25 protein-coding genes are annotated in these 24,245 nt (G+C 64.9%); 8 read left to right on the forward strand and 17 right to left on the reverse strand.

Annotation, left to right across the window (positions count from 1 at the left end; all coding sequences use genetic code 11):
- Nucleotides 1-82: 82 nt before the first annotated feature.
- From QUW00_RS06770 to QUW00_RS06800, 7 genes are all read right to left on the reverse strand, one after another.
- Nucleotides 83-637, reverse strand: a complete 555-nt coding sequence (locus tag QUW00_RS06770) for a YceD family protein (RefSeq protein ID WP_289613623.1) — start codon at nucleotides 635-637, stop codon at nucleotides 83-85.
- Between the two features lie 2 nt (nucleotides 638-639).
- Complete coding sequence (locus QUW00_RS06775) at nucleotides 640-1,137, reverse strand: ATPase (protein WP_289613624.1); 498 nt, start codon at nucleotides 1,135-1,137, stop codon at nucleotides 640-642.
- 85 nt (nucleotides 1,138-1,222) lie between these two features.
- A complete protein-coding gene (gene coaD / locus QUW00_RS06780; protein WP_289613625.1) occupies nucleotides 1,223-1,720 on the reverse strand; it encodes a pantetheine-phosphate adenylyltransferase in 498 nt (165 codons plus the stop codon).
- 45 nt (nucleotides 1,721-1,765) lie between these two features.
- Complete coding sequence (gene rsmD / locus QUW00_RS06785; RefSeq protein WP_289613626.1) at nucleotides 1,766-2,338, reverse strand: 16S rRNA (guanine(966)-N(2))-methyltransferase RsmD; 573 nt, start codon at nucleotides 2,336-2,338, stop codon at nucleotides 1,766-1,768.
- Nucleotides 2,335-4,461 carry an ATP-dependent DNA helicase RecG gene (gene recG, locus QUW00_RS06790; protein ID WP_436232159.1) on the reverse strand — a complete coding sequence of 709 codons (2,127 nt, stop codon included), beginning with the start codon at nucleotides 4,459-4,461 and terminating at the stop codon, nucleotides 2,335-2,337. Before recG ends, rsmD begins: the two co-directional genes overlap by 4 nt.
- A 57-nt stretch (nucleotides 4,462-4,518) precedes the next feature.
- On the reverse strand, nucleotides 4,519-6,177 hold the full coding sequence (locus QUW00_RS06795) for a DAK2 domain-containing protein (protein WP_289613628.1): 1,659 nt from the start codon (nucleotides 6,175-6,177) through the stop codon (nucleotides 4,519-4,521).
- Between the two features lie 30 nt (nucleotides 6,178-6,207).
- Nucleotides 6,208-6,561 (reverse strand): Asp23/Gls24 family envelope stress response protein, encoded by a 354-nt coding sequence (locus QUW00_RS06800; RefSeq protein ID WP_289613629.1) that lies wholly within the window; start codon nucleotides 6,559-6,561, stop codon nucleotides 6,208-6,210.
- Nucleotides 6,562-6,782: 221 nt separating this feature from the next.
- On the opposite strand from QUW00_RS06800, the gene QUW00_RS06805 reads away from it, so the two are divergent.
- From QUW00_RS06805 to QUW00_RS06825, 5 genes are all read left to right on the forward strand, one after another.
- Complete coding sequence (locus QUW00_RS06805) at nucleotides 6,783-7,268, forward strand: SixA phosphatase family protein (RefSeq protein ID WP_289613630.1); 486 nt, start codon at nucleotides 6,783-6,785, stop codon at nucleotides 7,266-7,268.
- Between the two features lie 34 nt (nucleotides 7,269-7,302).
- Complete coding sequence (locus QUW00_RS06810; protein WP_289613631.1) at nucleotides 7,303-7,653, forward strand: phenylpyruvate tautomerase MIF-related protein; 351 nt, start codon at nucleotides 7,303-7,305, stop codon at nucleotides 7,651-7,653.
- 54 nt (nucleotides 7,654-7,707) lie between these two features.
- Nucleotides 7,708-8,478 carry an acyl-[acyl-carrier-protein] thioesterase gene (locus QUW00_RS06815; protein WP_289613632.1) on the forward strand — a complete coding sequence of 257 codons (771 nt, stop codon included), beginning with the start codon at nucleotides 7,708-7,710 and terminating at the stop codon, nucleotides 8,476-8,478.
- Nucleotides 8,479-8,558: 80 nt separating this feature from the next.
- Nucleotides 8,559-9,197, forward strand: coding sequence for a zinc ribbon domain-containing protein (locus QUW00_RS06820; RefSeq protein ID WP_289613633.1), 639 nt, complete (start codon nucleotides 8,559-8,561; stop codon nucleotides 9,195-9,197).
- 51 nt (nucleotides 9,198-9,248) lie between these two features.
- A complete protein-coding gene (locus tag QUW00_RS06825; RefSeq protein WP_289613634.1) occupies nucleotides 9,249-9,845 on the forward strand; it encodes an HAD family hydrolase in 597 nt (198 codons plus the stop codon).
- 21 nt (nucleotides 9,846-9,866) lie between these two features.
- Here the strand turns inward: QUW00_RS06825 and QUW00_RS06830 are convergent, their stop codons facing one another.
- The 3 genes from QUW00_RS06830 to QUW00_RS06840 form a co-directional block, all read right to left on the reverse strand.
- Nucleotides 9,867-10,112, reverse strand: coding sequence for a hypothetical protein (locus QUW00_RS06830; protein WP_289613635.1), 246 nt, complete (start codon nucleotides 10,110-10,112; stop codon nucleotides 9,867-9,869).
- A 128-nt stretch (nucleotides 10,113-10,240) separates the two neighbouring features.
- Nucleotides 10,241-11,320 carry an NAD(+) diphosphatase gene (nudC, locus tag QUW00_RS06835; protein ID WP_289613636.1) on the reverse strand — a complete coding sequence of 360 codons (1,080 nt, stop codon included), beginning with the start codon at nucleotides 11,318-11,320 and terminating at the stop codon, nucleotides 10,241-10,243.
- On the reverse strand, nucleotides 11,317-11,895 hold the full coding sequence (locus QUW00_RS06840) for an NUDIX hydrolase (RefSeq protein WP_289613637.1): 579 nt from the start codon (nucleotides 11,893-11,895) through the stop codon (nucleotides 11,317-11,319). The genes nudC and QUW00_RS06840 overlap by 4 nt, the downstream gene beginning before the upstream one ends.
- A 131-nt stretch (nucleotides 11,896-12,026) precedes the next feature.
- Here QUW00_RS06840 and QUW00_RS06845 point away from each other — a divergent pair, with 131 nt between their 5' ends.
- The 3 genes from QUW00_RS06845 to QUW00_RS06855 are packed head-to-tail and all read left to right on the forward strand — an operon-like array spanning nucleotide 12,027 to nucleotide 15,488.
- Nucleotides 12,027-13,277 (forward strand): ABC transporter substrate-binding protein, encoded by a 1,251-nt coding sequence (locus QUW00_RS06845; RefSeq protein WP_289613638.1) that lies wholly within the window; start codon nucleotides 12,027-12,029, stop codon nucleotides 13,275-13,277.
- Between the two features lie 4 nt (nucleotides 13,278-13,281).
- Complete coding sequence (locus QUW00_RS06850; protein WP_289613639.1) at nucleotides 13,282-14,310, forward strand: FecCD family ABC transporter permease; 1,029 nt, start codon at nucleotides 13,282-13,284, stop codon at nucleotides 14,308-14,310.
- Nucleotides 14,307-15,488: an ABC transporter ATP-binding protein gene (locus tag QUW00_RS06855; RefSeq protein WP_289613640.1), complete on the forward strand. Its 1,182-nt coding sequence runs from the start codon at nucleotides 14,307-14,309 to the stop codon at nucleotides 15,486-15,488. The genes QUW00_RS06850 and QUW00_RS06855 overlap by 4 nt, the downstream gene beginning before the upstream one ends.
- 27 nt (nucleotides 15,489-15,515) lie before the next feature.
- On the opposite strand, the gene QUW00_RS06860 is transcribed toward QUW00_RS06855, so the two are convergent.
- From QUW00_RS06860 to QUW00_RS06890, 7 genes are all read right to left on the reverse strand, one after another.
- Nucleotides 15,516-16,304 carry a gamma-glutamyl-gamma-aminobutyrate hydrolase family protein gene (locus QUW00_RS06860; protein ID WP_289613641.1) on the reverse strand — a complete coding sequence of 263 codons (789 nt, stop codon included), beginning with the start codon at nucleotides 16,302-16,304 and terminating at the stop codon, nucleotides 15,516-15,518.
- Nucleotides 16,305-16,387: 83 nt separating this feature from the next.
- Nucleotides 16,388-17,146 carry an amino acid ABC transporter ATP-binding protein gene (locus tag QUW00_RS06865; protein WP_289613642.1) on the reverse strand — a complete coding sequence of 253 codons (759 nt, stop codon included), beginning with the start codon at nucleotides 17,144-17,146 and terminating at the stop codon, nucleotides 16,388-16,390.
- Nucleotides 17,147-17,179: 33 nt separating this feature from the next.
- Entirely contained in the window at nucleotides 17,180-18,010 is an 831-nt protein-coding gene (locus QUW00_RS06870) for an amino acid ABC transporter permease (protein ID WP_289613643.1), read from the reverse strand.
- Nucleotides 18,007-18,666: an amino acid ABC transporter permease gene (locus QUW00_RS06875; RefSeq protein WP_289613644.1), complete on the reverse strand. Its 660-nt coding sequence runs from the start codon at nucleotides 18,664-18,666 to the stop codon at nucleotides 18,007-18,009. Before QUW00_RS06875 ends, QUW00_RS06870 begins: the two co-directional genes overlap by 4 nt.
- 125 nt (nucleotides 18,667-18,791) lie before the next feature.
- Complete coding sequence (locus tag QUW00_RS06880; protein WP_289613645.1) at nucleotides 18,792-19,790, reverse strand: glutamate ABC transporter substrate-binding protein; 999 nt, start codon at nucleotides 19,788-19,790, stop codon at nucleotides 18,792-18,794.
- 200 nt (nucleotides 19,791-19,990) lie between these two features.
- Entirely contained in the window at nucleotides 19,991-21,793 is a 1,803-nt protein-coding gene (locus QUW00_RS06885; RefSeq protein ID WP_289613646.1) for an ABC transporter ATP-binding protein, read from the reverse strand.
- Nucleotides 21,793-23,994, reverse strand: coding sequence for an ABC transporter ATP-binding protein (locus QUW00_RS06890; RefSeq protein WP_289613647.1), 2,202 nt, complete (start codon nucleotides 23,992-23,994; stop codon nucleotides 21,793-21,795). Before QUW00_RS06890 ends, QUW00_RS06885 begins: the two co-directional genes overlap by 1 nt.
- Between the last annotated feature and the right edge of the window lie 251 nt (nucleotides 23,995-24,245).

Consider the following 24,245-nt stretch of genomic DNA (forward strand, 5'->3'; position numbering starts at 1 on the left):
TATTAGCATAGTGTGCGCGTGTGTCCAGCTTTTTATAATCTCCACATGCAGGTAGCTGCCCCTGAGGGCGCTCACCCGACCCTTACGCGTCGAGCTTCAGGTTCTTCAGCGCGGCAAACGGGTTGTCGTCGCTGTCGACCCAAGCCTGCTCGGCGGCCGTCTCGCACCCGCAGGGCCCCTCGTTGAGGTTGGCGCCGCAGGTCGGGCACAGCCCCGCGCAGTCCGGTCGGCACAGCACGACAAACGGCGTGTCCATGACCATGGCGTCCCAGATCGCTCCGGACAGATCGACCGTGCGCTCAGGGCCGACGAGCTCGAAACCGTCCTCGTAGGCGTCGGCGTCCTCGGGCTCCTCGAACAGGTAGTACTCCTCGATCTCGCCCGCGATGTCAAAGTGGGCGGGCTCGAGGCAGCGGTCGCAAGCGCCCTGAGCGTGAGCGCGGACGATGCCTGTCACCAAGATGCCGTCTCCGGCATTGGTGAGCACGACATCGTACGAGACGCCGTCGGCCAGAGAGAAGTCCTTCTCCCCTGTCGAATAGCCGTCGAGCGCGACTGTCTCGGCAAGCGCAAGCGACTCGCCGGGGTTCTCGAGGCGGTCGGCGAGCTCGATGACAACCGGCTTCATACCGTCCATCGCTACCAAGAACCGTTCTGGTTGTTAGCACCCTCGTTGAGCTGCTGGCGGCAGCGGGCGACCGTGGAGGTGAGCGACTTCAGGTTCTCCTCGAGGTGGGTGAACACCTGCTCGGCATAATCCTCGGCGGCGTAGCGGGTCTCGCGCTCGTACTGCTGGGCACGCTCGCGGATATCGTCGGCCTGCTGCTGGGCCAGGCGCACGATCTCCTGCTCGCCGGCGATGGTGAGCGCCTGCTGCTGGGCGTCGGCGATGATGGAGTCGGCCTGCGCGGTCGCGCTCGCCATGAGCTCGTCGCGCTCCTTGAGGATGCGGCGGGACTTCTGCCACTCCTCGGGGTAGCTCATGCGAATCTCGTCGAGGATGTTATAGAACACCTCGGTTTCGATGACCTTGAACTGGGCGGATTTACCGAAAGGGGGCTTGGCTTCGTCGATGATGCCCTCAAGCTCGTCGACAAGGCTCTCGATCCTCTCGCCGGGGAAGTTGTCGCCAGCCATCAAGTCTCCTTCCGTTGGCTGCTATCAACAGCTAATAGTATCACATGCCGCATGGCGGGCCGAGATGGCCGCACCGTTGTGTTCCTTACTTGTAGTGCTCCCGCAAGGCCGCAACCACATTTGCGGGAACGAGCGTGGACACATCCCCGCCGAACGAGGCGATCTGGCGCACGACGGACGAGGAGATGTAGCCGTACTGCGGGGCGCTCATGACGAAGATGGACTCAAGATCCGAATCCAAACGATAGTTGAGGTCGGCCTGCTGAAGCTCGTACTCGAAGTCGGTCATGGCGCGCAGACCCTTCACCAGGGCGCCCGCCCCTTCCTCGCGAGCGAAGTCAACGAGCAGCCCGCGAAACGGCCTGACCTCGACCCCATCGAGGTCCCCGAGCGCCTCGCGCGCGAGCTCGACGCGCTCCTCGAGACTGAAGGTGGGACCGGAGCCGTTCTTGCCGATAGACGCGGCAACGGCGACGGTCACGCGCGGAAAGAGCCTGCGGGCCCTCGTCACCACATCGATATGGCCAAAGGTGATGGGATCGAAGGTTCCCGGGACAAGCGCGTGCTCGATAACGGTCTGCATGGGTGAACTTTCTGATCGAAGGGACGAAACGAAGAGGCGGCTGCGTCAGTCGAGCCGCAGCAGGTCAACCGCGGTCGTGCCGTAACGCTTCTCGCGCACGACGGAAAAGCCTTCCGGCCGCGGGCCCGCATCGCTCGCCGAGCGCTCGGCGATCGCCAGGGCGTGCGCGCTCAGCAACCCGTGCCGGGCGAGCGCAACCAGCAGCTCGCAGGCGGGCTCGGAGCCGAGCGCATACGGGGCGTCGATGAACACGAGGTCGAACGGGGCGCCGACCACGCGTCCGCGCGCCGCGCACGCAAGCACGTCACCGCAGGTCACACGATAGCGCTCGCGCTCGCAGCGAAGCGCCTCGAGGTTGGAGCGAACCAGGACGGCGGCCTTGCGATCCGTATCGTAGAACGAGGCGAAAGCGGCTCCGCGCGAGAGCATCTCGATGCCGAGCGCACCGGAACCGGCAAAGGCGTCGAGAACACGAGCCCCTTCGATACCATCGTCGCGCGCCGATTCGATCATGGAGGCCATCGCCTCGCGCACGCGGTCGGTCGTCGGCCGCGTGACGTCACGGCCGGTCGGCTCCGACAGGCGGCGTCCGCGCCACTCGCCCGATACGATTCTCATCCCCCGCTCACCTCCTTGAACACGTCGCCGTATTTGTCGATGACACAGTAGCGCACCGGGCGCGTCGCCGTCGAGTCGAGGCGCGGCGCAGAGCGCAAAAGCTCCACGGCGTCCGCATGCGCCGCCTCGATCAGATCGGTGTCGGCATCGAGGTCGACGAAGCGCAGGGTGACACCGCCGTGCTGGCGCAAACCGAGAATCTCGCCCTCGTGCCGCAGACGCAAGTCGAGCTCGGCGAGGGCAAAGCCATCCGAGGTCTGCTCGAGGGCACGGAGGCGCTCGAGTGCAGGCGAGATCCGCTTGCGCCCCGACGCCGGGGCCATGACGAAGCAGGTGCCCGCGTCAGAGCCACGGCCGACGCGGCCGCGAAGCTGATGCAGGGTCGCCAAGCCAAATCGCTCGCCGTTCTCGATGACCATGACGGTCGCGGCGGAGACGTCCACGCCGACCTCGACCACGGTCGTGGAGACGAGGATATCGATGGAGCCGGTGCGAAACTCGTCGATCACCCGGTCCTTCTCGCGCGCGGTCATGCGGCCGTGCAGCATGGCCACGTGAGCCTCCGGAAACACATGGGTGAGGTGCTCCACCTCGGTCTCGACCGCATGCAGGCGCGGGCCCGCCGCCGGGCGCCCCTCGTCATCGCGCTCGATGCCCGGGACGTCTTCGAGTTCTTCGGAGCTATCGCTCTCCGCGACGAGCGGGCACACGACGTAGGCCCTGTGCCCGGCGGCGAGCGCGTCGCGTATGGCGCCGTAGGCGATGTCGCGGTTCGCTTCATCGAGCACACGCGTGGTGACGCCCGCTCCGGGTACGGGCCTGTGGCGGATGATGCTCGTCTCGAGGTCGCCGTAGACCGACAGCGCAAGTGTGCGCGGGATGGGCGTGGCACTCATGACGAGCAGGTCGGCACCCGGGCCCTTCGCCCGCAACGCGTTGCGCTGCCCCACGCCGAACCGATGCTGCTCGTCGATGACCACAAACGAAAGGCGGTTGAAGACGACGTCGTCGGCAAGCACCGCGTGAGTGCCGAACAGCACGTCAAGGCGTCCCGCACGCAGCCGCTCCAGGATCTGCTCCCGCTCGGCTGCAGGCGTCGCTCCGGTCAGAAGGGCCGAGGTGACACCCACCTGTTCCAGGAGCGGGGCGCTCGTTGCGGCATACTGCTGCGCCAACACGCTCGTCGGCGCCATGATGCAGGCCTGGGACCCGCTGTCCGCAGCCGAGGCGACGGCCACCAAGGCGACCGCCGTCTTGCCGGTGCCCACATCGCCCAGCAGCAGGCGGTTCATGATGCGGTCGGGGCGAGCCATGTCATCGAGAATCTCGTCGGCGGCCTGACGTTGCTCGTCAGACAGGGCAAACGGAAGGGCGGCGAGCAACGCCTCCACATGCTCCCCGCGCCGATGGGAAACCGGGGCGACGTCGAGCAGGTTCGCATCGTTGCGCAGCCTCAGCGCCAGCTGGAGCAGCAGCACTTCCTCATAGGCAAGACGGCGGCGTGCAAGGTCGCGCTCCCCCATCGATGACGGGAAATGGATGGCGCGCAGCGCGCGCGATGCGCTCATGAGCTTGCGGTGCGCCCTCAGGCGTGCGGGAAGCGGATCGGAAAACGTCTGCGCGCACTCCAGCGCGCCCGAGACGATACGGCGCATCCACGCCTGACTGATGCCTTCCCCCACCGGATGGACGGGCATGATCGAGCCGGCGGCACCCGCATCGAGCTTCTCGTAGTGGGGCGAGCTCATCTGCTTGAAGCCGTAGGCGAACTCGACCTTGCCCATGACGGCAAGGCGGTCGCCGGCCGCGATGTCGCGCGCGATCCACGGTTGCTTGAAGAAGGCGACCTGCAGCACACCGGTCTCATCGACGAGATGAACCTCGGTGACGCTCATACGGGGCCGGGGACGCTTCTCGACGACGCGGTCCACGGTCGCAGCGATCGTGCACACCTGGCCCAAGGGCGCGGACTCGATGGTATACGCATGAGAGAAATCGAGATAGCGCCTTGGAATGTGAAAGAGGAGGTCCCCCACCGACTCGATGCCGAGCCGACGAAGGGCCTCCTCTCGTGCTCCTGAAACATACTTGAGCCGCGACACGTCCTGTGCGAGCACCGACATGCGGGCAAGCCTGTCGGCAGCGCGCAGAACGGCGGCGCGAACCTGCTCGGGCACGGCCTACTCGATGGAGAAGATCACGGGATACAGAGGCTGCTCGCCGCGATGGGAATCGATCTCGAGGTCGGGCTGGGCATCCTCGATGGCGGCGATCAGGTCCTCGAAGTCCTCATCGGACATGTCGGAGCCGGCCAGGATGGTAAGGGTGTCGCCCTCCTCCTCGTCCTGCATGCGCGCGATGCAGTCGAGCGTGACCTGCTTGACGTCGTCACCCACCACGTCGATGGAGCCGGAGATGATGCCCATGACGTCGCCGGCGTGAATGGGGCTGCCGTCGGAGGCGGAGCTATCGCGCACCGCGCAGGTGACCTCGCCGTCGCGCACCTCGCCGGCGGCCTCGGCCATGGCCTCGGCAACCTCGTCGGCGGGCGTATCGGGCATGACGGCGAACAGCGCGGAGAACGCCTGCGGGACCGTCTTGGTGGGAACGACGAGCACCTGCTTGTCGGAGCATGCGCTCGCGGCGGCCTCGGCCGCCATGCGGATGTTGCCGTTGTTGGGCAGGATGATCACGGCGTCAGCGTTGACCTGCTCCACCGCTGCCAGCAGGTCCGCGGTGGAGGGGTTCATGGTCTGGCCGCCGGAAACGACGACATCCACACCCATGGAGGTGAGAATCTCGGCCTCGCCCGAACCGGCAGCGACCGCGACGAAGCCCAGGGGCTTGGCGGGCTCTGCCGCGGCATCCTGATCGGCATGGATCTTGGCGGTGCGCTCATGGGACTCCATGTCCATGTTGTGGATGAAGACCTCGTAGATCTGACCGAACTGGAGCATGTGCTCGAGCACGAGGTTGGGCGTGTTGGAGTGGACGTGGATCTTGTAGTCGGGATAGGCGCCGACGAGCAGCTCGCAGTCGCCCATGGAGGCGAGGAACTTCAGGCACTCGTCCTCATCGAAGCGCTTCTCGGCCTTGAAGAGGAACTCGTTGCAGTAGCGGAACTCCGAGCCCTCCCAGTCGTCGTTCGCCTCGATCTCGACGCGGCCAAGAGCGCTCTCGCGCGCTGACCCGGCATCGAAGGTGGTGGAGATCTCCTCGACCTGCGCCGTGCGGCCGAGGGCAGCTGAGACGAAGTTCTCGAGGAAGATGGCGAAACCGAACGCACCGGAGTCGACGACGCCGTTCTCCTTGAGAACAGGCAGCAGGTCGGGGGTGCGGGCGACGGACTGATAGGCCTCCACGACGATGGCGTCGAGCGTCTCGTCGAGGGCGAGCTTCTTCTTCTCGCACTCGTCGGCCTTGGTCGAGATGTCGCGCAGCACGGTGAGGATGGTGCCCTCGACGGGCTTGCGGACCGCCTGGAAGGCCACCTTGACCGAACGGCGCAGGGCGGCGGCGACATCGGCGCTCGTCGTCGGGTTGCCCGCGCCGACAAGCCCCTCGGCGGCACCGCGCAGGATCTGCGAGGTGATGACGCCGGAGTTGCCGCGGGCGCCCATGAGGGAGCCGTGCGTGATGGCGGCGGCTATGCCCTCCATGTCGGCGTCGGCGGGCAGCGACGAGAGCTCCTTGACCACCGAGGCGAGCGTGAGCGACATGTTGGTGCCCGTGTCGCCGTCGGGAACCGGGAAGACGTTGAGCTTGTTGATGTCCTCCGCCTTGTCGGCAACTGCCTTAGCCGCGATCGGGAAGCAGGTGCGGATGGTTTTCGCGATCATCTTTGCGTATCTCCAAAACTCGATTCGGTGCTAGCTGCGCGACTTCAGCGCGTCGATGTGAATGGCGATCTTGAGGTGCGTCGGATCGATCTGGGCGATCTCGGCGAGGGCGAACGACACGGAGCTCGCGAGGTTCTCGCACACGGACTTCATGTTGACGCCGCTCTCGATGACGATATGAAGATCGAGCGCGAGGCCCTCCTCGGTGGAAGAGACGAGCACGCCCTTGCGCAGGCGCTGCCCGGCGAGCAGGCGCACGGACTCCACGCCCTGCTGCTGCTCGGCCATACCGACCACGCCATAGCAGGACAGGGCGGCGTAACCGGCGATATCGGCGATGACGTCGTTGGAGACGCTCAAGGTGCCGGCGATGTTCTCAGACACGGTAATCTCCTTCCTGGATGCGCATGCGCATCGCCTCAGGGAGCAATCCTTTGTATTCTACAACGTACGCGGTAAAGTTTCCGCTCAAACTCGACGCTCCACATGTGCGGCGCGACGCGAGCGGCGGGCGGGCGACTGATGCCCGGAAATCGAACCATTCGCGTCACGGTCGGGTAGAATCGAAAGCGACGGTTTTTTCGCCCCGAGTAAGGACTCGCATCATGATAAAGAAGCTCATCCTTGTCCGTCATGGCAAAGCGCGCGGACTCGAGCCCGGCCAATCCGATTTCGACCGCGAGCTCACCGACTCCGCGCGGGCGGTGCTTGCGTCGGTCGATGGATTCATGCGCTCGTTTTACCTGCTCGACGCCCATAGCGCCTCGCACGCGACCATCTGGTCGAGCCCGGCGGTGCGCGCGCTTCAGACCGCAGCCGAAATCGATCGCTCGCTCGGCGGCGACCACGAGATCGTGCACGTCGACAGCCTGTGGGAGCAAAACGAGGACGCGTTTTTGGAGCAGCTCGCCGCAACGGACGCCGACTGCCTCATCGCCGTCGGCCACATCCCCTTCATGAACAACGTCGTCGAGCGCCTGTCCGGCGTCAGCCTGGGCCTCAAGCCCGCCGGTATCGCCGCCATCGACCTCGACGATACCGGCAGGGCCGGCATGCTCGAGTGGTTCGTTCAGGGCCCCGACGTCGCGTAGCCCCCCCCTCTCATTTCTGCGCAAAGGAGCAACCATGCCCGTCATCCATGTCCACGCCTCAACCGATATTCCCCGCGAGGCACAGCTCGATCTCAAGCGCGCGTTCGGCGATGCCATCTCGACCGTTCCCGGCAAATCGGAGCAATGGCTCATGTGCCTTTTCGACGGGGGCGCGCCGATCTTTTTCGCCGGTGACGATGCGGAGCCCAGCGCCTTCATCGAGGTCGGCATCTTTGCGCGCGCCGAGATCTCCCGGGATGTCTGGGAGGAGCTGACAGGTCTTGTCACCAGCGCCGTCAGCGACACGCTCGGCATCGATCCGGCCCGCATCTACATCGACTATCACGCGACCGCCCACTTCGGATGGAACGGCTCGAACTTCTAGACTCCGACTTAGACTCCGACTCCGACGCCGCCACGCGGCAGAAAGCATCGCCCCATGGATTCTGATATCCGATCGCTCGTTCGCGACGACAACTCCTTCGAGTACTCCTGGCATGTCCGCTACAGCGAGGTCGGACATCGCGGCGTCATGACGCTCCCGGCGCTCGTCAACGCGTTTCAGGATTGCAGCACCTTTCAGTCCGAGGTGCTCGGCGTCGGAATGGAGTGGCTTAAGCGCGAGCATCGCGCCTGGTTTCTCACCCACTGGCAGATCGTCATCGACCGCTATCCCGCGCTCTGCGAGAGCGTGACCGTCGGGACGTTCGCCACATCGTTTAAGGGCGTGACCGGACGCCGCAACTTCTACCTCAAGGGAGCCGATGGTTCGCTGATCGCGCGGGCGGACTCCACCTGGGCGTTCCTCGATCTTGCAAGCGGGCGCCTCGCCAAACCGGACGAACGCCACGTCGCACCTTACGGGTCCCATGAGCCGCTTCCCATGCCGCGCGAAAGCCGGCGCATCAACATGCCCGAACAGCTTGAGCGGCGCGAGCCCCTTGCTGTGGGCCGCGGCCTCATCGACACGAACGAGCATGTCAACAACTGCCAGTACATCCAGATCGCGCTCGACCAGCTCCCTCGCGAGGTGCTGCCGAGCCAGGTGAGGGTGGACTACCGCAAGGCGGCGGTTTTAGGCGATACCCTGCATCCCGCCGTCGGTCAGCTCGACGGAAACACGGTCGTGGAGCTCGCCGACGAATCCGGCAGCCCGTACGCCGTCATCGAGTTCTCCGGCACCGACGAGCGCTCCGCCGCGCCGATTTAGTTGCGCAACGCGGAGGCGCGCTCGTCGGGGACTATCCTGTAGACCACGATCCGATTCGATCACGCACGGCAGGAGGAGCCATGTTCTGCAGCACCTGTGGTAACCAGATTCCCGACAACGCCCGCTTTTGCAATGCATGCGGCGCACCGGTGAGCGCGCCGGCCGCCCCTGCGACGACAGGGGCGGCCCCCTCACCCGTCGCACCCCTTGCGCCCGCGCAGCCCGTACAGTCCGCGGTAAGTGCGCCGATGGGCGATCGGCTCTCTTCCTACCTTCAGCGGGTCGCCGCGAGACTGCAGCAGGATCCGCAGTTTGTCCCCGAACTCGGCGCCTATCTTTTCCTCACGACGCGCTTCTCTGCCGCGCTCACCAATATGCACCAGTACTACTTCATCGTGGCGGACGACAGCGCCGACTACGAGAAGATGCGCGCCTACAGCGAAGCCTGCACCTCATGGGCGCTCAACAACTATCAAGGGGTTCCGCGCGGCCTGCAGAAGGGCATCGCCATCTATCCGGTCATCCTTCAGCACCCCATCAATCCCGGCGCGCTGCGCTATGTGCAGGAGAAACCCAATATCAAGTACGCTGCCTTCCAGCTCGCGACCGTCCTCGATCCCGTCGCCGGCGAGATCCGCTACCTCCAGAAGACGCCGGTTTGGGGCTTTGCCATGTGGAGCGGAATCAAGCGCGCGGCCGACGAGGCGCTGTGCGTCTAGGCGCACCCTCTGCGCGCAAGCCGACGACGCTGACGGAAGGAGCGGCATAAGATGCCTATCGGAAACGTCGTCTTCGACATGGGAAACGTCCTCATGACGTTTGACGGCCTTGTCTTTGCACGGATGTTCACCGACAACGAGACCGATGCGCGCATGCTGCACGGGGCGCTCTTCGCACGTCCGGAATGGGCGCTCCTCGATGCGGGCGCCATCGACCACGAAACCATGCTGAACATAGCCACGTGGCACCTGCCGACACGGCTCCATCCGAACCTCATCGACTGCTTCGAGCGCTGGCCGGAGCGCTCGCGCCCCCTTATGCCCGTCTGTGACCTCGCGGCCCGCCTCAAACGGGACGGCTACGGGCTGTACCTGCTTTCCAACGCATCGACCACGATCGACCGGCAGCTTGCGGGCTGTCCGGCCTATCCGCTCATGGACGGACGCGTCGTCTCGGGCTTCGAGCACATCATGAAGCCCGACCCCGCGATCTTCCATCTCCTCTGCGAACGGTTCGATCTCGATCCGGCGAGTTGCCTGTTTGTCGATGACAACGCCGACAACTGCCGCGGCGCCGAGCGTGCCGGCATGCGCGCGCATCATTTCACCGGCGATATCGCGGCCCTCGAGCGCGAGCTGGACTCCTGACGCGCCTTCAGCGCCGAGGCGTCAGCGGGTCCTGCGACCACGCGAACAGGCAGCCACAACCGGATAGACGAAAAACGCGATGGCCGAGACGACCAAGAAAGGTGTATCCAGCTGGGCAGACGTAAAACCGAACACCAGCATGAGCGCCTTGATGAGCTGAATCACTACCAGCAAGACGAAGGTGGCGCCCCCGTAGCGCAGAAGTGTGCCCTTGAGCCCCGTGAACTCGCTTTCACGCTTTCCGATGATTTCATCCCACTCGCCCATGATCGGCCTCCATGTCCTCGCTATCGGTCTTTGTTCTACTGATAGCCCGTGCAGGACAAGAAGCGGTTAGGCTTAGGTCAGCTCACGGTAAGCATCGCCCATCGTGCGCAAATCGGCCGCCGACGGCATCAGGCAAGCTCGCGCCCCAGCCACGACTCGATCATGTGGCGCGCAATGGAGGCACGTCCCGGCGGCTCGATAGCACCGCAGGCAACGGCGCGGACGAGCTCGTCCCGTGTGAACCAGCGAGCGGATTCAACCTCGTCGCCGTCAACGGCGATGTGGCTGTCGAGCGCCCGCGCACGAAAAGCGAGCATGATGGAGGCCGGAAAGGGCCAGGGCTGCGATCCAAGGTAGGCGACGTCACCGAGCGCGATGCCCACCTCTTCGACGGCCTCTCGCCTGACGGCATGCTCAAGGCTCTCCCCCGCCTCAACGAACCCCGCCGAGACGGAATGGAAACGCGGACGCCACGCGCGATTATGCTGCAGAAGAATGCGGTCGGAGTCATCGACGATAGCGGTTATGACCGCAGGCTCGATGCGCGGGAACAGCAGCCGGTCAGCATCCTCGGGGTTCGTGCACGCCTGCGCCCATCCCCCTAAGATGGGACGGGTCGGAGCGCCGCACGACGGGCAGAAGCGCTGCGAGGCATGCCAGGAGCAGACCGCGACGGCGCTGACGGCAAGCCCCGCCTCGCGCGCCGACGCGCAAGGCGCAAAGGAGCGCAGCTCGACCCAGTCGCAGGACGCACCGATACGGGCCAGCAGGTCGCTTTCATACCGAGGGCCCGTCTGCTCCCCCAGGCGCGTGACATCGAGGGCGATGTAGCGGACGACGCGATCTTCCGTTCTGTCGCGCCCCAGGTAGACGGCAAGGGCTCCCTCGCGCAGCGCCTCGGTGCGCACGGCGGGCCCCGCGATAAACGCCATGTTCAGATGCCCGACGGGCGCAGACGCATCGGGCCTGGGTGCCGCAGGGTCCGCATCGCACATCAACGCATCAGGCGCCTGTACTCCGTCGCTTCGCCAGACCGCCACACGCGGCCCGTTGACGAACATGACCTGCGTCATCGGGTCGTCGAGCGCCCGTTCGACGACCCGCTCATCGGGGCGGCCGGCGACATCGAGATCGATCGTCGATTGAGCAAGCGGCAGGCTTGCCGTAAAACCCGATGTCGAAGCAAAGTCCCATGCAGACCAACTCACCGCGCATCACGCTCCCGCAGCACGACGTCGCCTGCGGTGCTCCCCGTCCGCCCATACGGCAGCCAGCTGTCCGCCGATCGAAACAGGGTGCGCGCATCGCCGCACCCCGCGCGGGCACGATAGCGCGCTGCGAGCTCGATGCGCTCGCGCGAGCTTTCCGAAAGCGGTTCGGGCAGCTGGGCCAGGTCGAACCAGCCGACATCCGAGCTCTCCTCGTCCGAGACGCACGCCGCGCAAGGTTCGTCCAAAAGCCGACAGGTAAAGAGAAGCTCAAGATACTGGACGCGGTCGCCGTTTTCATAGGTAACCTCGCGCGGGTCGGCATGGACGGACACCAGCTCGCGCACGGCGATGCGAACGCCCGCCTCCTCGGCCGCCTCACGTACGAGCGTATCGGCAGGCTCCTCCCCCGGCTCGTTGATGCCCGAGATGAGCGCCCAGCGCCCGGTATCTGTCCGCTTGCCGAGTAGTATTCGGCCGGACTCGTCCTCGATATAGCCGGTCACGCCCACAAGCCACAACGGGTCGTGACCGATGCGCTCCCTCAGGCGCACGATGAACTCAGGGGTGGGCATCGATGCCTCCGTTTCGCACAGTTCGATTTCGTGCCATCGTACTCCACATCGGCGCAAGAGACTATCATGGTGAACGTGCCTCCGCTCGACACCGCGGACGGCATCCCATCACACGAGAAAGCCACCTGCCCATGAACCGTCACCCAAAGCTTCCAAAACGCCGTGCTGTCGCGCTCCTGTTCACCTGCGTCTGCCTGCTGTCCGCCTCACTGCTCGGCGGATGCGGCAACACGTCACCATCGGGTTCGCAGCCCACGGCTGCCGGGAGCCGGGAAGCATCCGAGCACACAAGCACCACGCTGCAGGATTCCAGTGACTGGCACGATATCGACGTCGGGTGCGACCTCGGAGACGCGCAGCCCTTAGATCTCTCCTATGCCCGCAACTTCACCATCGACACCTTCGAGGACGGGTACCGCCTGGTGTGCATCTCCAACGGCGACCGCTTCCTCATCGTCCCTGAGGGCGCACAGGTGCCGCAGGGGCTCGACGAGGACATCGCCATCATCGAGCAGCAGCCGAGCAGCGTCTATCTCGTCTCGACGGGCATGATCTGCCTGCTCGACGAACTCGATACCCTGGACGATGTGACCGTATCGTCCGTGACCGCCGAAGACAGCCCGAACGACCATCTCACGCAAGCGCTCGAGGAAGGCTCCACCGTATACGGGGGCAAGTACAGCGCGCCCGATTTCGAGCTCATCGCCGACAAGGGCTGCACGCTGGCGATCGAGAACACCAAGATCAACCATGCGCCCGATATCAAAGCCAAGCTCGAGGACCTCGGATGCGTCGTGCTCACCGAGCAGTCGAGCACCGAGCCAGAGGTGCTGGGACGTCTTGAGTGGATCAAGCTCATGGGCACCATCTTTGGTCGCGAAGACGAGGCGCAGAAAAGCTTTGAGCGCCTCGCCGCGCGCATCGATGCCGCATCCGCCGACGAGCCGCTCGGCAAGACAGCGGCGTTCTTCTACATCAACGAGGACGGGGCGGCCGTCACGCGCCGGTCGACCGATTACTTCTCGCAGATGATCGAGATGGCCGGTGGCACCTTCCTCTCGTTTGACCCGGCCGATGAGGATGGGGGCGCCTCCTCATCGGTGCAGGCCGTCATCGACCTGGAAACCTTCTATGCCGACGCGCACGACGCCGACGTAATCATCTACAACACGACCGTCGATGCGAGCGTCACCTCGCTTGACGACCTTGTCGCAAAAAACCCGCTGCTCGCTGACTTTACCGCTGTTAAGAGCGGCCGTGTCTTCGCCTGCGACGAGAACATCTATCAGGCCATGACGAGCGCTGACCGCATCATCGGCGACCTTCACGCAGCTCTGGAGGGCCACGATGGCAACGCCGGGTTCATCTGGAAATTGGACTGACGCCATGGGTGCGATCGCACACCGGCGACCGGCAGCGCGCGCCGTCCTGGTCGACATCATCCTGGCGTCGCTGCTCGTCACCATCGCCGCCGCCAGCCTCGTCGCCGGCAGCGTCGACATCGCACCGAGCGACATCGTTTCCCTGCTAGCAGCAGGCCCGGACACCTCGACGGCAAGCCGCATCCTTTGGGACATTCGTCTACCCCGTATCGTCGTCGCCATCCTGCTCGGCGGCGCCCTGTCGCTATCCGGCTTTCTGCTTCAGACGTTTTTTGCCAACCCCATCGCCGACCCCTTCGTGCTCGGCATCTCCTCCGGGGCGCGCCTGACCGTCGCGATCGTCATGATCGCTGTGCTGGGCTCGAGCCGCATCATGACACCTGCCATGTCGGTGGGCGCCGCGTTTCTGGGCTCCTTGATGACGATGGGGTTCGTCCTCATCATCGCTCGCAGAGTCCGATCCGTCAGCATCCTGATCGTCGCCGGCGTCATGGTGGGCTACATCTGCTCCGCTGCGACCAGCTTTCTGATCGCGTTTGCCGACGAGCAGGACATCGTCAACCTGCAGAACTGGTCGCAAGGCAGCTTCGCGGGCTCAAGCTGGACGGACGCGGCATTTCTCGCCGTCTTCGTCACCGCCGCGACCATCAGCGTCTTCGCCCTGTCGAAACCCTTGGGCGCCTATCAGCTCGGCGAGGCCTATGCGCGCACCGTCGGTGTCAACATCGTGGCCTTGCGCCTCTATATCGTGATGGTCTCGAGCTTGCTGTCCGCCTGCGTCGTGGCGTTCGCGGGCCCCATCTCCTTTGTCGGCATCGCCGCGCCCCATCTTGCCAAAATTGCGGTTCGAACATCCAAACCGCTCCACGTGACGCCCGCCTGCTTTCTGTGCGGGGCGGTGTTCTGCTGCGGATGCGACCTCGTCGCGCGCTTGCTGTTCTCCCCTGTCGAGCTGTCGGTGTCTGCCGTCACGGCGGTGGTCGGAGCGCCGATCGTCATCAGCCTTCTGCTGACCAGACGAGGAGGCCGATGATGAACAGCCCCGCGTCGACAACCGCTCACACCGCTCAGGACGCGCCGATGCCCGCACTGCGCATCACCCGGCTCGCTGTCGGCCACGGCGCGCGTCCGCTTATCGAGAACGTCTCGTTTGAGGTGGCGGCCGGCGAAGTCGTCGCCCTGATCGGCTCCAACGGATCGGGCAAAACGACCCTGCTTCGGACGATCGCCGGACAGCTGTCTCCGCTGGCGGGGCGCATCGAGCTTGCCGGACGTCCACTCGAGGCGCTGAGCTCCGGCGAACGTGCGCGCGCACTCGCCGCGATGTTCACGGCGCGCCCTCAAACCGAGCTTCTCACCTGCCAGGATATCATTGAGATGGGGCGGTATCCGTACACCGGCCGCCTCGGCGTGCTCACCGATGAGGATCACGCGCACGTGCGGCACGCCATGGAGCAGACAGGCATCTGGGAGCTTCGCGCCCGTGATTTTGCCCACATGAGCGACGGTCAGCGACAGCGCGCCCTCATCGCGCGAGCGCTCGTACAGCGCACGGACGTCCTGCTGCTCGACGAACCGACCTCATATCTGGACATCCGCGCGCAGCTCGACATGCTGCAGCTGTTCCGGGATCACGCGCGCACCGAGGGAGTCGCCGTCCTCGCCTCCCTCCACGAGATCGAGCTCGCGATGAAGGCGGCCGACCGCATCGTATGCATACGCGAGGGTCATATCTGGGCGCAGGGAACGCCGGAGGAGATCTTCGAGCCGCAGCGAATCGAGCGGCTCTACGACCTGCGTCCCCATACCTTCAACGGCAGCTTCGGAAGCGTCGAGCTGCCGCGTCCGAACGGGTGTGCACGGGTCTTCGTTGCGGTCGGCGAAAACGACGCCGCCGCGTGCTTCAGGGCGCTCCAACGCCACGGCATCCCCTTTGCCACCGGCATCCTGCGCAACCGCGACATCAACGGCGCCCTCGCGCGCTCGCTTGCGACGCGAGCTGTTTTCGAGCAGGAAGAAGATCAGGGATGCGAGGATGCCGTGCGCGAGGCGCTTGAGGTCTTGCGCACCTGCGAGGCGCTCATCTGCTGCGCCACGCCCTCGGGCAACGGCGACGGCGCATGCGCCAAGCTCGTGTCCGAAGCAAACGCCGCGGGAATACCGGTGTACGCAAACGTATGGGAATACCTCGACGTCGCCGCGTCAGTCTGACGCACCGCCGTCAGCACCGTTGCGTCCTTAAGCGCCTGCCGCAGCCGCGACAAAGGCCTTCCACAGGTTGAAGTCGGTCTCCATCGTGCGCCACGTGTACTCAGGATGCCATTGCACGCCCAGGCAGAAGCGCTCAGAGGGCACCTCGATGCCCTCGGGCACGCCATCGGTGGCGCGCGCCACGAGCTCCACGCCGTCGCCGAGCCGGTCGACGCAGCAATGGTGGCTGGAATTTGCCTGGATGAGCGTGTAGCCGCCCACGGCACGCGCGAGCAGCGAGCCGCCGCGAATCTCGACCGGGTGCGCCGGGTCGCTCAGAATCGGACGGTGCCGCCACAGCGCCATGCCGTCGACCGGCTCAAAGCTGGGGACGTCCATGCACAGCGACCCGCCGAGGGCGACGTTGAGCATCTGGGCGCCGCGGCAGGTGGCAAACAGGGGCTTATGCGCCGCGAGCGCAGTGCGGATGAGACGGAGCTCGAACGCATCGCGCTCATGGCACAGCAGCGCCTCGTCGTAGGGGCGCTCATCGCCCCAGAGCGCCGGATTGACATCCTGACCGCCCGGAAGCGCGATGCCGTCGGCCATGTCCACCATGCGCGCGAGCACCCCGTCATCCTCGGTAAGCGGCATGATGAGCGGCAACCCACCCGCCGCGAGGATCGCGTCGAGGAACACCGTGGCCGCGGTCTCCTCGGGAGCCAGGGCCTCGGGCATCTTGAGGCACGGCTGGCACTGCTCCAGACGCGGCGCGACAAGAATGAGCGGGCGGTCGCCCGCTTGAGCTGCAGCGGTGATGTCCTCTAGCTTGGCCATGATGCCTCATTTCTCATATCGGGTGCGCGGAGACGAGGGAACGCCCGACTCGCACAGAACAGTCGGAACTGATCGGGATGCCGTCAGTGCCCCTTGATGGAATCCAAGAAGTCGCGGGCGCGCTGCGTCTGGGGGTGATCGAAGAACTCGTCAGGGGCGCCCATCTCGACGATCTGCCCGTCCGCCATGAACACGACGCGGTCGGCGACGCGGCGCGCGAAGTTCATCTCGTGCGTGACCACCACCATGGTCATGCCGCCCCGCGCGAGCTCGACCATGACGTCGAGGACCTCGTTGATCATCTCGGGGTCGAGCGCGCTCGTCGGTTCGTCGAACATCATCGCCTTGGGGTTCATGGCAAGCGAGCGCGCGATGGCGACGCGCTGTTGCTGGCCACCGGACAGCTGCGCGGGGACTTTGTCGGCCTGTTCGGCCACGCCCACGCGGGCGAGCAGCTCCATGGCGCGGCGCTCCGCCTCCTCACGCTTCATACCGAGCACGTCGATCGGGCCGAGCGTGACGTTCTCGAGAATCGTCTTGTGCGCGAACAGGTTGAAGCTCTGAAACACCATGCCGAGCTCGGCGCGCATCGCGGCGAGCTCGCGTCCCTCGCGCGGCAGCGGCTTGCCCTCGATGAGGACCTCGCCCGAATCGATGGTCTCGAGGCGGTTGATCGTGCGGCACATGGTCGACTTGCCGGAACCCGACGGGCCGATCACGACGAGCACCTCGCCGCGCATCACCTTGAGATTGATGTCGCGCAGCACGTGAAGGTCACCGTAGTGCTTGTCGACATGGCGAAGCTCGATGACGGGCGTCTCTTGGGCTTTTTGCGGTTGCATGCGAATCCCCTTTTCGGTCATGGGAGACTACGGTTAGCGGATGATCTTCACACCCAAGCGATCGGCGACAAGGGCGGACAGCTTGTTGATGGCGAAGTTCAACAGGATGTAGATGATGGCGACCGTGAAGTACATCGACACGAGGGCGTCGTAGTTGGTGATGAGCACGCGCGCGTTCTGCATGAGATCCGGATAGCTCACCACATACGCGACGGTCGTGTCCTTGACCACGACGACCAGCTGCGAGATGAGCGAGGGGATCACGTAGCGGATCGCCTGAGGAAGCACGATCTTGAACATGATGCGCGCCGGGCGCATGCCGAGCGACAGGGCCGCCTCGACCTGGCCGCGCGGCACGGCGTTGACGCCAGCGCGCAGGACCTCTGCGAGCACGCCCGAGGCGGCGAGCGCGACGGGCAAGGTGATCATCCAGAACGCCGAGAGCTTGATGCCGTACTGCGGAACGACCAGGAAGAAGAAGTAGATGAGCAAAAGGCTCGGCACGCCGCGGAAGAAATCGGTAACCGCGCGGCACGCGGCAGACAGCGGCTTTACGCCGCTCGTGCGGCCGAGCATGAGCACGAGGCCCAAGGCGAGCGCCAGGGCGCCGGCGACCAGCGCCACCGAGACGGTCCCCCTGAAACCCTGGAGCAGGTAGCGCCAGGTGGTCGGCTGCGCCAAAAACGTCCAGTAGCGCGGCGCGAGCTGGCCGGTGATATAGAACTGGCGCACGATAAGCGCGATGCCGATGGCGACGAGCACGGCGGAGACGGCCGTGCCGACGATCATGCGGCGGCGCGTACGGGGACCGGGCTGCTCGTACAGGGCGTCGCGGATGCTCAAGGGCTTGGTGGAAGCACTCATCGCAGAATCCTCACCTTCTTGTCCAGGCGGTTGCCGACGAAGCTGATGACAACCGCGCTGCCCACATAGCCGAGGGCAGCGATCAAAAAGGCCAGCACGCCGCCGGTGGAGCGCGTGTTGATGTAGGAGACGATACCGGTGAGCTCCTCCGGGCTCATGGGCACCTGGGAGCCGAGCGAGGTGGTGAGCATCACGGCGATCAGCAGGTTGGTCATGGGAAGGACCGCGGAGCGCAGCGCCTGGGGGATCACGATCTGGCGGATGATCTGCCCGAACGTGAGGCCCAAGGAGCGGGCGGCCTCGATCTGCCCGACACCGATCGTATTGATACCGCTCATGAAGTTCTCAGAGCCGAAGGCCGAGCCCATGAGGATCGTGGCGACGATGACGCACACCGTGTAGTCGAGCACGAGCCGCAGGTTGGGCAGGGCGTACACGATGATGACGAGCAAGGCGATACCGGGTATGTTGCGAAAGATCTGGACGTACAGGTCGCCCACGATACGCAGGGGCTTGAGCGGCGAGATGCGCATCACCGTGATGAGCACCGAGAGCACCATCACGAAGGCGAAGGCGACCGCCGTCATCCACCAGGTGGTGAGCAGGGCGGACAGGTAGTCCTGCCCGTAGGTGGACAGCAGCTCGTTGAGTCCCATGCGACCTCCCTAGCGTGTGTCGAAGATGAACTGAGCACGGTATATCGCACGGCGGCGCACAGGAAGCATCCCGTACGCCGCCGCAACCGAACGTGGGGCGCCCCGCGCGCGGGGCGGACGCGTCCTTACGCGCCGATCGCGGGAGGCTCGGGCGCCTCGTCGATCTCGGCACGGTCGCCGATGCAGACCTGCCACAGGTCGGCCCACAGGCCGCTCTCCTCGATCTGCTCGAGGAAGCCGTTCACGAAGGAGACGCCGTCGGAGTCGAGCGGCAGGCCGATGCCGTAGGCGTCAACGGGACCGAACTCCTCGCCGGCGAGCTTGTACTTGCCGGGGCGCTTGACCATGTCGCTCATGAGCATCGTCACGTCGATGACGTAGGCGTCGACGCGACCCTGCTCGAGGGCGGTGCGCGCCTCCTCGTCGGTGGTGAACTCCTGGATCTTCGCCTCGGGGGCGTACTCCTCCAGGACGGTCGGGCCCGTGGAGCCAGACTGGGCGGCGACGTTTTTACCCGCGAGGTCGTCGACCCCGTTGATGTCGCCGTTGTCGGCCATCACGAGGATGCCCTGCTGCGTGGTGTAGTAGGGGCCGGCAAACGAGATGAGCTTCTTGCGGTCGTCGGTGATCGAGTAGGTGGCAAAGACGGTATCGACCTGGTCGTTCGTGAGGACGGACTCGCGCGTGTCGGACGTGACCTGCGTGAGCTCATAGGCGTTCTCGTCACCGAGGATGTAGCGCGTGAGCATCTGGAACAGGCCGGCATCGAAGCCGCGGACCTTGTTGTCCTTCTCGTTCATGAGGCAGAAGAGCATGGACGTCTGCACGCCGCCGACGCGCAGCTTGCCGGCCTCCTTCACCTTGCTCGCCCACGTGCTGGCCTCGACGGCGGCGGCGTCGGCGACGGGCCCCGAGGCGACGAGCTCGTCGTACGCCTGCGTATCGAGCTGAATCTCCTCGGTGTCAGAGGACTCGGCGGCGTCGCCCGACCCTTCCGGTGCGGGAGCGTCAACATCGCCGCAGCCGGCAAGACCGAATGCGGCGACGCCCGCGACGGCGCCGAAGCCGATCAGCGCGCTCCGGCGGTCGATAAGATGCATGTTGTTGCGAGAGGTGCTGGACATGGGGTTGATCCTTTCAGAAGTGCGCGGACGGCAGCGACCGCGCAAAAGACGGTAGGGTCATTGTAATCGTTAATCATACCCTTTTAGTCAGAATTGAAACCGTAACACAAGCGACCCCGCACCCGGTGCACAAGAAATCCCAGCGCATCGACGAGAAAGGGGCGGGCGCACCATCGCTGCACGCCCGCCCTTCGCGTGCGTTACTCCTCGAACTGGGAGTTATAGAGCTCGGCGTAGAAACCGCCGCGCGCGAGCAGCTCGTCATGCGTGCCCGATTCGACGATGTCGCCGTCGCGCAGGACCAAGATGACGTCGGCGTTGCGGATGGTCGACAGGCGGTGCGCGATGACGAAGCTCGTCCTGCCCTGCATGAGGGCGTCCATGGCGCGCTGGATGCGCTCCTCGGTGCGCGTGTCGACGTTGGAGGTCGCCTCGTCGAGGATGAGGATCGGGCGGTCGGCGATGAATGCGCGCGCGATGGTCAACAGCTGCTTTTGGCCCTGGCTCACGTTGGAGGCGTCCTCGTTGAGCTCGAAATCGTAGCCGCCGGGAAGCGTGCGGATGAAGTGGTCGGCGAGCGCCGCGCGGGCAGCCGCGCATACCTCGTCGTCGCTGGCGCCCTCCCGTCCGTAGCGGATGTTCTCGCGCACCGATCCCTTGAACAGCCAGGTGTCCTGCAGGACCATGGCGAAGTTGGCACGCAGGTCATCGCGAGCGCAGTCGCGCACGTCGACGCCGTCCACCCGGATCGAGCCGGCGCCGACATCGTAGAAGCGCATGAGCAGCTTCATGAGGGTCGTCTTGCCGGCACCGGTCGGGCCCACGATGGCGACGGTCTGGCCGGGCTGAATGTCGCAGCTGAAATCATGGATGATCGTCTTATCGGGAACGTAGCCGAACCGCACGTGCTCGAACTGGACCGCTCCCCTCTCGCGAGCAGGGAGCTCAGGCGTCACGGCATCGGGCGTCTCCTCCTCGCTATCGAGGAACTCGAAAACGCGCTCCGCCGCCGCGGACAGCATCTGGAGCATGTTGGACACCTGCGTGAGCTGGGTGATGGGCTGCGTGAAGTTGCGGACGTACTGCATGAACGCCTGGATGTCACCGACCGTGATCGCGCCGGATATAGCCAGGAAGGCACCGAAGGAGACCACGGCCACATATGCCAGGTTCGCCACGAGGTTCATGATGGGCTGCATGAGGCCGGACAGGAACTGCGAGCGCCATCCCGCCTGGAACAGCAGGTCGTTGTCGCCGTCGAAATCGGCCACGGCGCGCTGTTCGCGATTGAAGACCTTGATGACGTTTTGCCCCGAGAAGCTCTCCTCGATGATGCCGTCCACGCGACCGAGCAGCGCCTGCTGCTGGCGGAAATAGCGCTGGGAGACGCGGACGACGAGAACGACGAGGACGAGCGAGACGGGGACCGTGAGAAACGTCAGGCCCGCCAGCGGAAGCGACACCGAGAGCATCATCACCGTCACGCCGACAAGTTGCGTCGTAGAGGTGATGAGCTGCGTCACGCACTGGTTGAGCGACTGGCCGACCGTATCGACGTCGTTGGTGATGCGCGACAGGACGTCGCCCACCGCGTTGCTCTCGAAATACGACAGCGGCATGCGGTCGATCTTCTCGACGATCTCGCGGCGCATGCGATAGCACACGCGCTGCGTGACCCCGGTCATGAGCCATCCCTGACAGAAGTTGAACGCCGCCGAGGTGACATACAGGCACAGCAGCCCCGCCAAGATGTAGCCGATGCCGGCGAAATCGATCGAGCCGGTGCCCATCACCTTGGCAGCGACGCCCTCGAACAGCTTGGTGGTGGCCTGACCCAAGATGCGCGGCCCCACGACGTTGAACACGACCGACGCCACAGCGCATACGAGCGCTATGACGAGCGGGATGCGCTCATGCGCGAGATAGATGACGAGATGCTTGAGGGTTCCCTTGAAATCGCGGGCGCGCTCGGACGCGGGACCGCGGCGGTGCGGACCGGGCATCAGCGCTCACCCCCTTTCTGGACGGAAGCGGGCGCGGCGGCGTCGCCGGCGTAGCCGCCCGCCAGCCCGAGCTCGGATTCCGAGAGTTGGCTTTTGGCGATCTCGAGATACTCGGGGCAGGTGCGCAGCAGCTCCTCGTGCGTTCCACGTCCCACGATGCGTCCCTCGTCGAGCACGAGAATCTCGTCAGCGTGCATGATCGTCGCGATGCGCTGCGCCACGATGATGATGGCCGCACCGGCGCTGCTGCGGGCGAGCTCGGCACGAAGGGTCGCATCGGTCTTGTAATCGAGCGCCGAGAACGAGTCGTCGAAGACGAGCACCTTCGGATGGATGGCAAGCGCGCGTGCGATGGAAAGGCGCTGGTTCTGCCCGCCGGACACGTTGGACCCGCCCTGGCTGATGGGGCTGTCGTACCCTTCCGGCTTCGCATCGATGAACTCCACGGCCTGGGCGATGCAGGCAGCCTCGACCATGGCGTCATCGTCCATCGCCTCGTCACCGAACTTGATGTTGCTCTTTATGGTTCCGCTGAACAGCATGCGCTGCTGCGGGACATAGCCGATTGTGCGCCGAAGCTCTGCCAAGTCGATGGTGCGGATGTCGACGCCGTCGAGCGTGATCGCACCCTCCGTCACGTCGTAGAGGCGCGGGATGAGCTGCACGAGCGTGGACTTACCGCAGCCGGTGGAGCCGATGATGGCGGTCGTGCGCCCCGGCTCGGCCGTGAAGCTGATGTGCTCGAGCGTCGGCACGTCCGCATCCGGGTAGGAGAAGGTCACATCGTGATATTCGACCACGCCGCGCCAGCCCTCATCGCCCTCGCGCGAGACGCGCGCCTGAGGCTCGGGGTCGCGGATGGACGTCGCGGTGTCGAGCACCTCCTGCACGCGATCGGCCGCCACACTGGCGCGCGGCAGCATGACCGAGATCATGGTGAGGATCATGAAGCTCATGATGACCTGCATGACGTAGTTGATATACGCCATGAGCGTTCCGACCTGCAGGCTGCCCGCATCGACTCCCTGGGCGCCGAACCACACGATGCCGACGGTCGTCGCGTTCATGACGATCATCATGACGGGCATGAGCAGGGTCATGCAGCGGTTGGTGAAGATATAGGTCGCGGTGAGCTCGCGGTTCGCCCGGTCGTAGCGCTCCTCCTCGTACTGCTGGCGACCGAAGGCGCGAATGGGCATGATGCCAGTGAGGATCTCGCGCGCGACGAGGTTGTTGCGGTCGACGAGGGATTGCATGATCTTGAACTTGGGCAGCGTGGCCCCCATGAGGACGCCGATAGCGATCGCGATGGCGACAATCGCCACGACCAAGATCCACTCCATACCTGTAGGCGTCGACAGGACGCGTACCACGGCCCCCAGCCCCATGCAGGGGGCGAACAACACGATGCGAAGGCACATGACGGTGACCATCTGGATCTGCTGGATATCGTTGGTCGCACGCGTGATGAGCGAGGCGGCGGAAAACTTGTTCATCTCGGCAGGCGAGTAGTCCAAGACGTGCTCGAAGAGCTCATGACGCAGGTCACGCGCAATCGTGGCAGAGGTTCGGCTCGCGTTGAGGGCCGCGAGGATCGCGCAGGCAGCGGAGGCGAGCGCGATGCCGAGCATGATGAGGCCCTGTCGCACCAGGTAGTCGGACTGAACGCGGCCAAGATCGACGCCGGCGTCGCGATACGCCTGCTCGACATATTGAATGGCACGCGACCGGACGAGAGACCCATCCGTGTCCCCGAGCTTCTCGATCAGCTGACCGCGCAGGTCGGACAGGGAGCCAGAAGCAAGGTTGCCGGCACCGCTCGCATCGGCGAGCGCGTCGCCAGAAGCGCTTTGATCGACCTGATAGACGATCGCCTCGGCCTCGGCCATAGGTCCCTCGATGGTCTCGCGGTCCTGTTCGGTGCCGGTAAAGGTGCGAACACCGCTGGCATCCGGAGCGCTGTAAGAGGACTCGATGTGCGCCGCCTCCTTATCGGTTAGGAACAGCTCGACACGGGAAAGGTCGTCGGAGCCGATCTGTTCCGGCACGGGGCTGGCGATACCGCCCTGCCCGATACCGACATCGACGATATCGCTCATGATGCCAGGAAGCGTGAGCTCAAAGTTCGCCTGCGCAAAGAGCAGGACCAGGGCGATCAGGAAGTTGAGCTTATGCGCTCTGAGAAACCGGAAGATCGTCACGTGCCGCTCTCCCCTCTTATATATCTACATGTTCGTGCGGAACCTATTCTTTCCGAATTTCGTTCGGCCTATCTTGGGCGCTCGCGATTCATAAACACCAAACAACGCGCCATGAAGGCGTCTTGACCAACAGCCCTGCTCGATGGCGGGCAAACGTCCTGGCAAAGCGATCGGTCCTTGTAGCCAGACCAGGAGATTCGCAAGGTCGGTACGGAAAAGAAAAGGCACCCCGTGGGGTGCCTGAACATTTG

The sequence above is a fragment of the Collinsella tanakaei genome (assembly GCF_030373545.1).
In the GTDB taxonomy this organism is placed as follows: Bacteria; Actinomycetota; Coriobacteriia; order Coriobacteriales; family Coriobacteriaceae; genus Collinsella; species Collinsella tanakaei_C.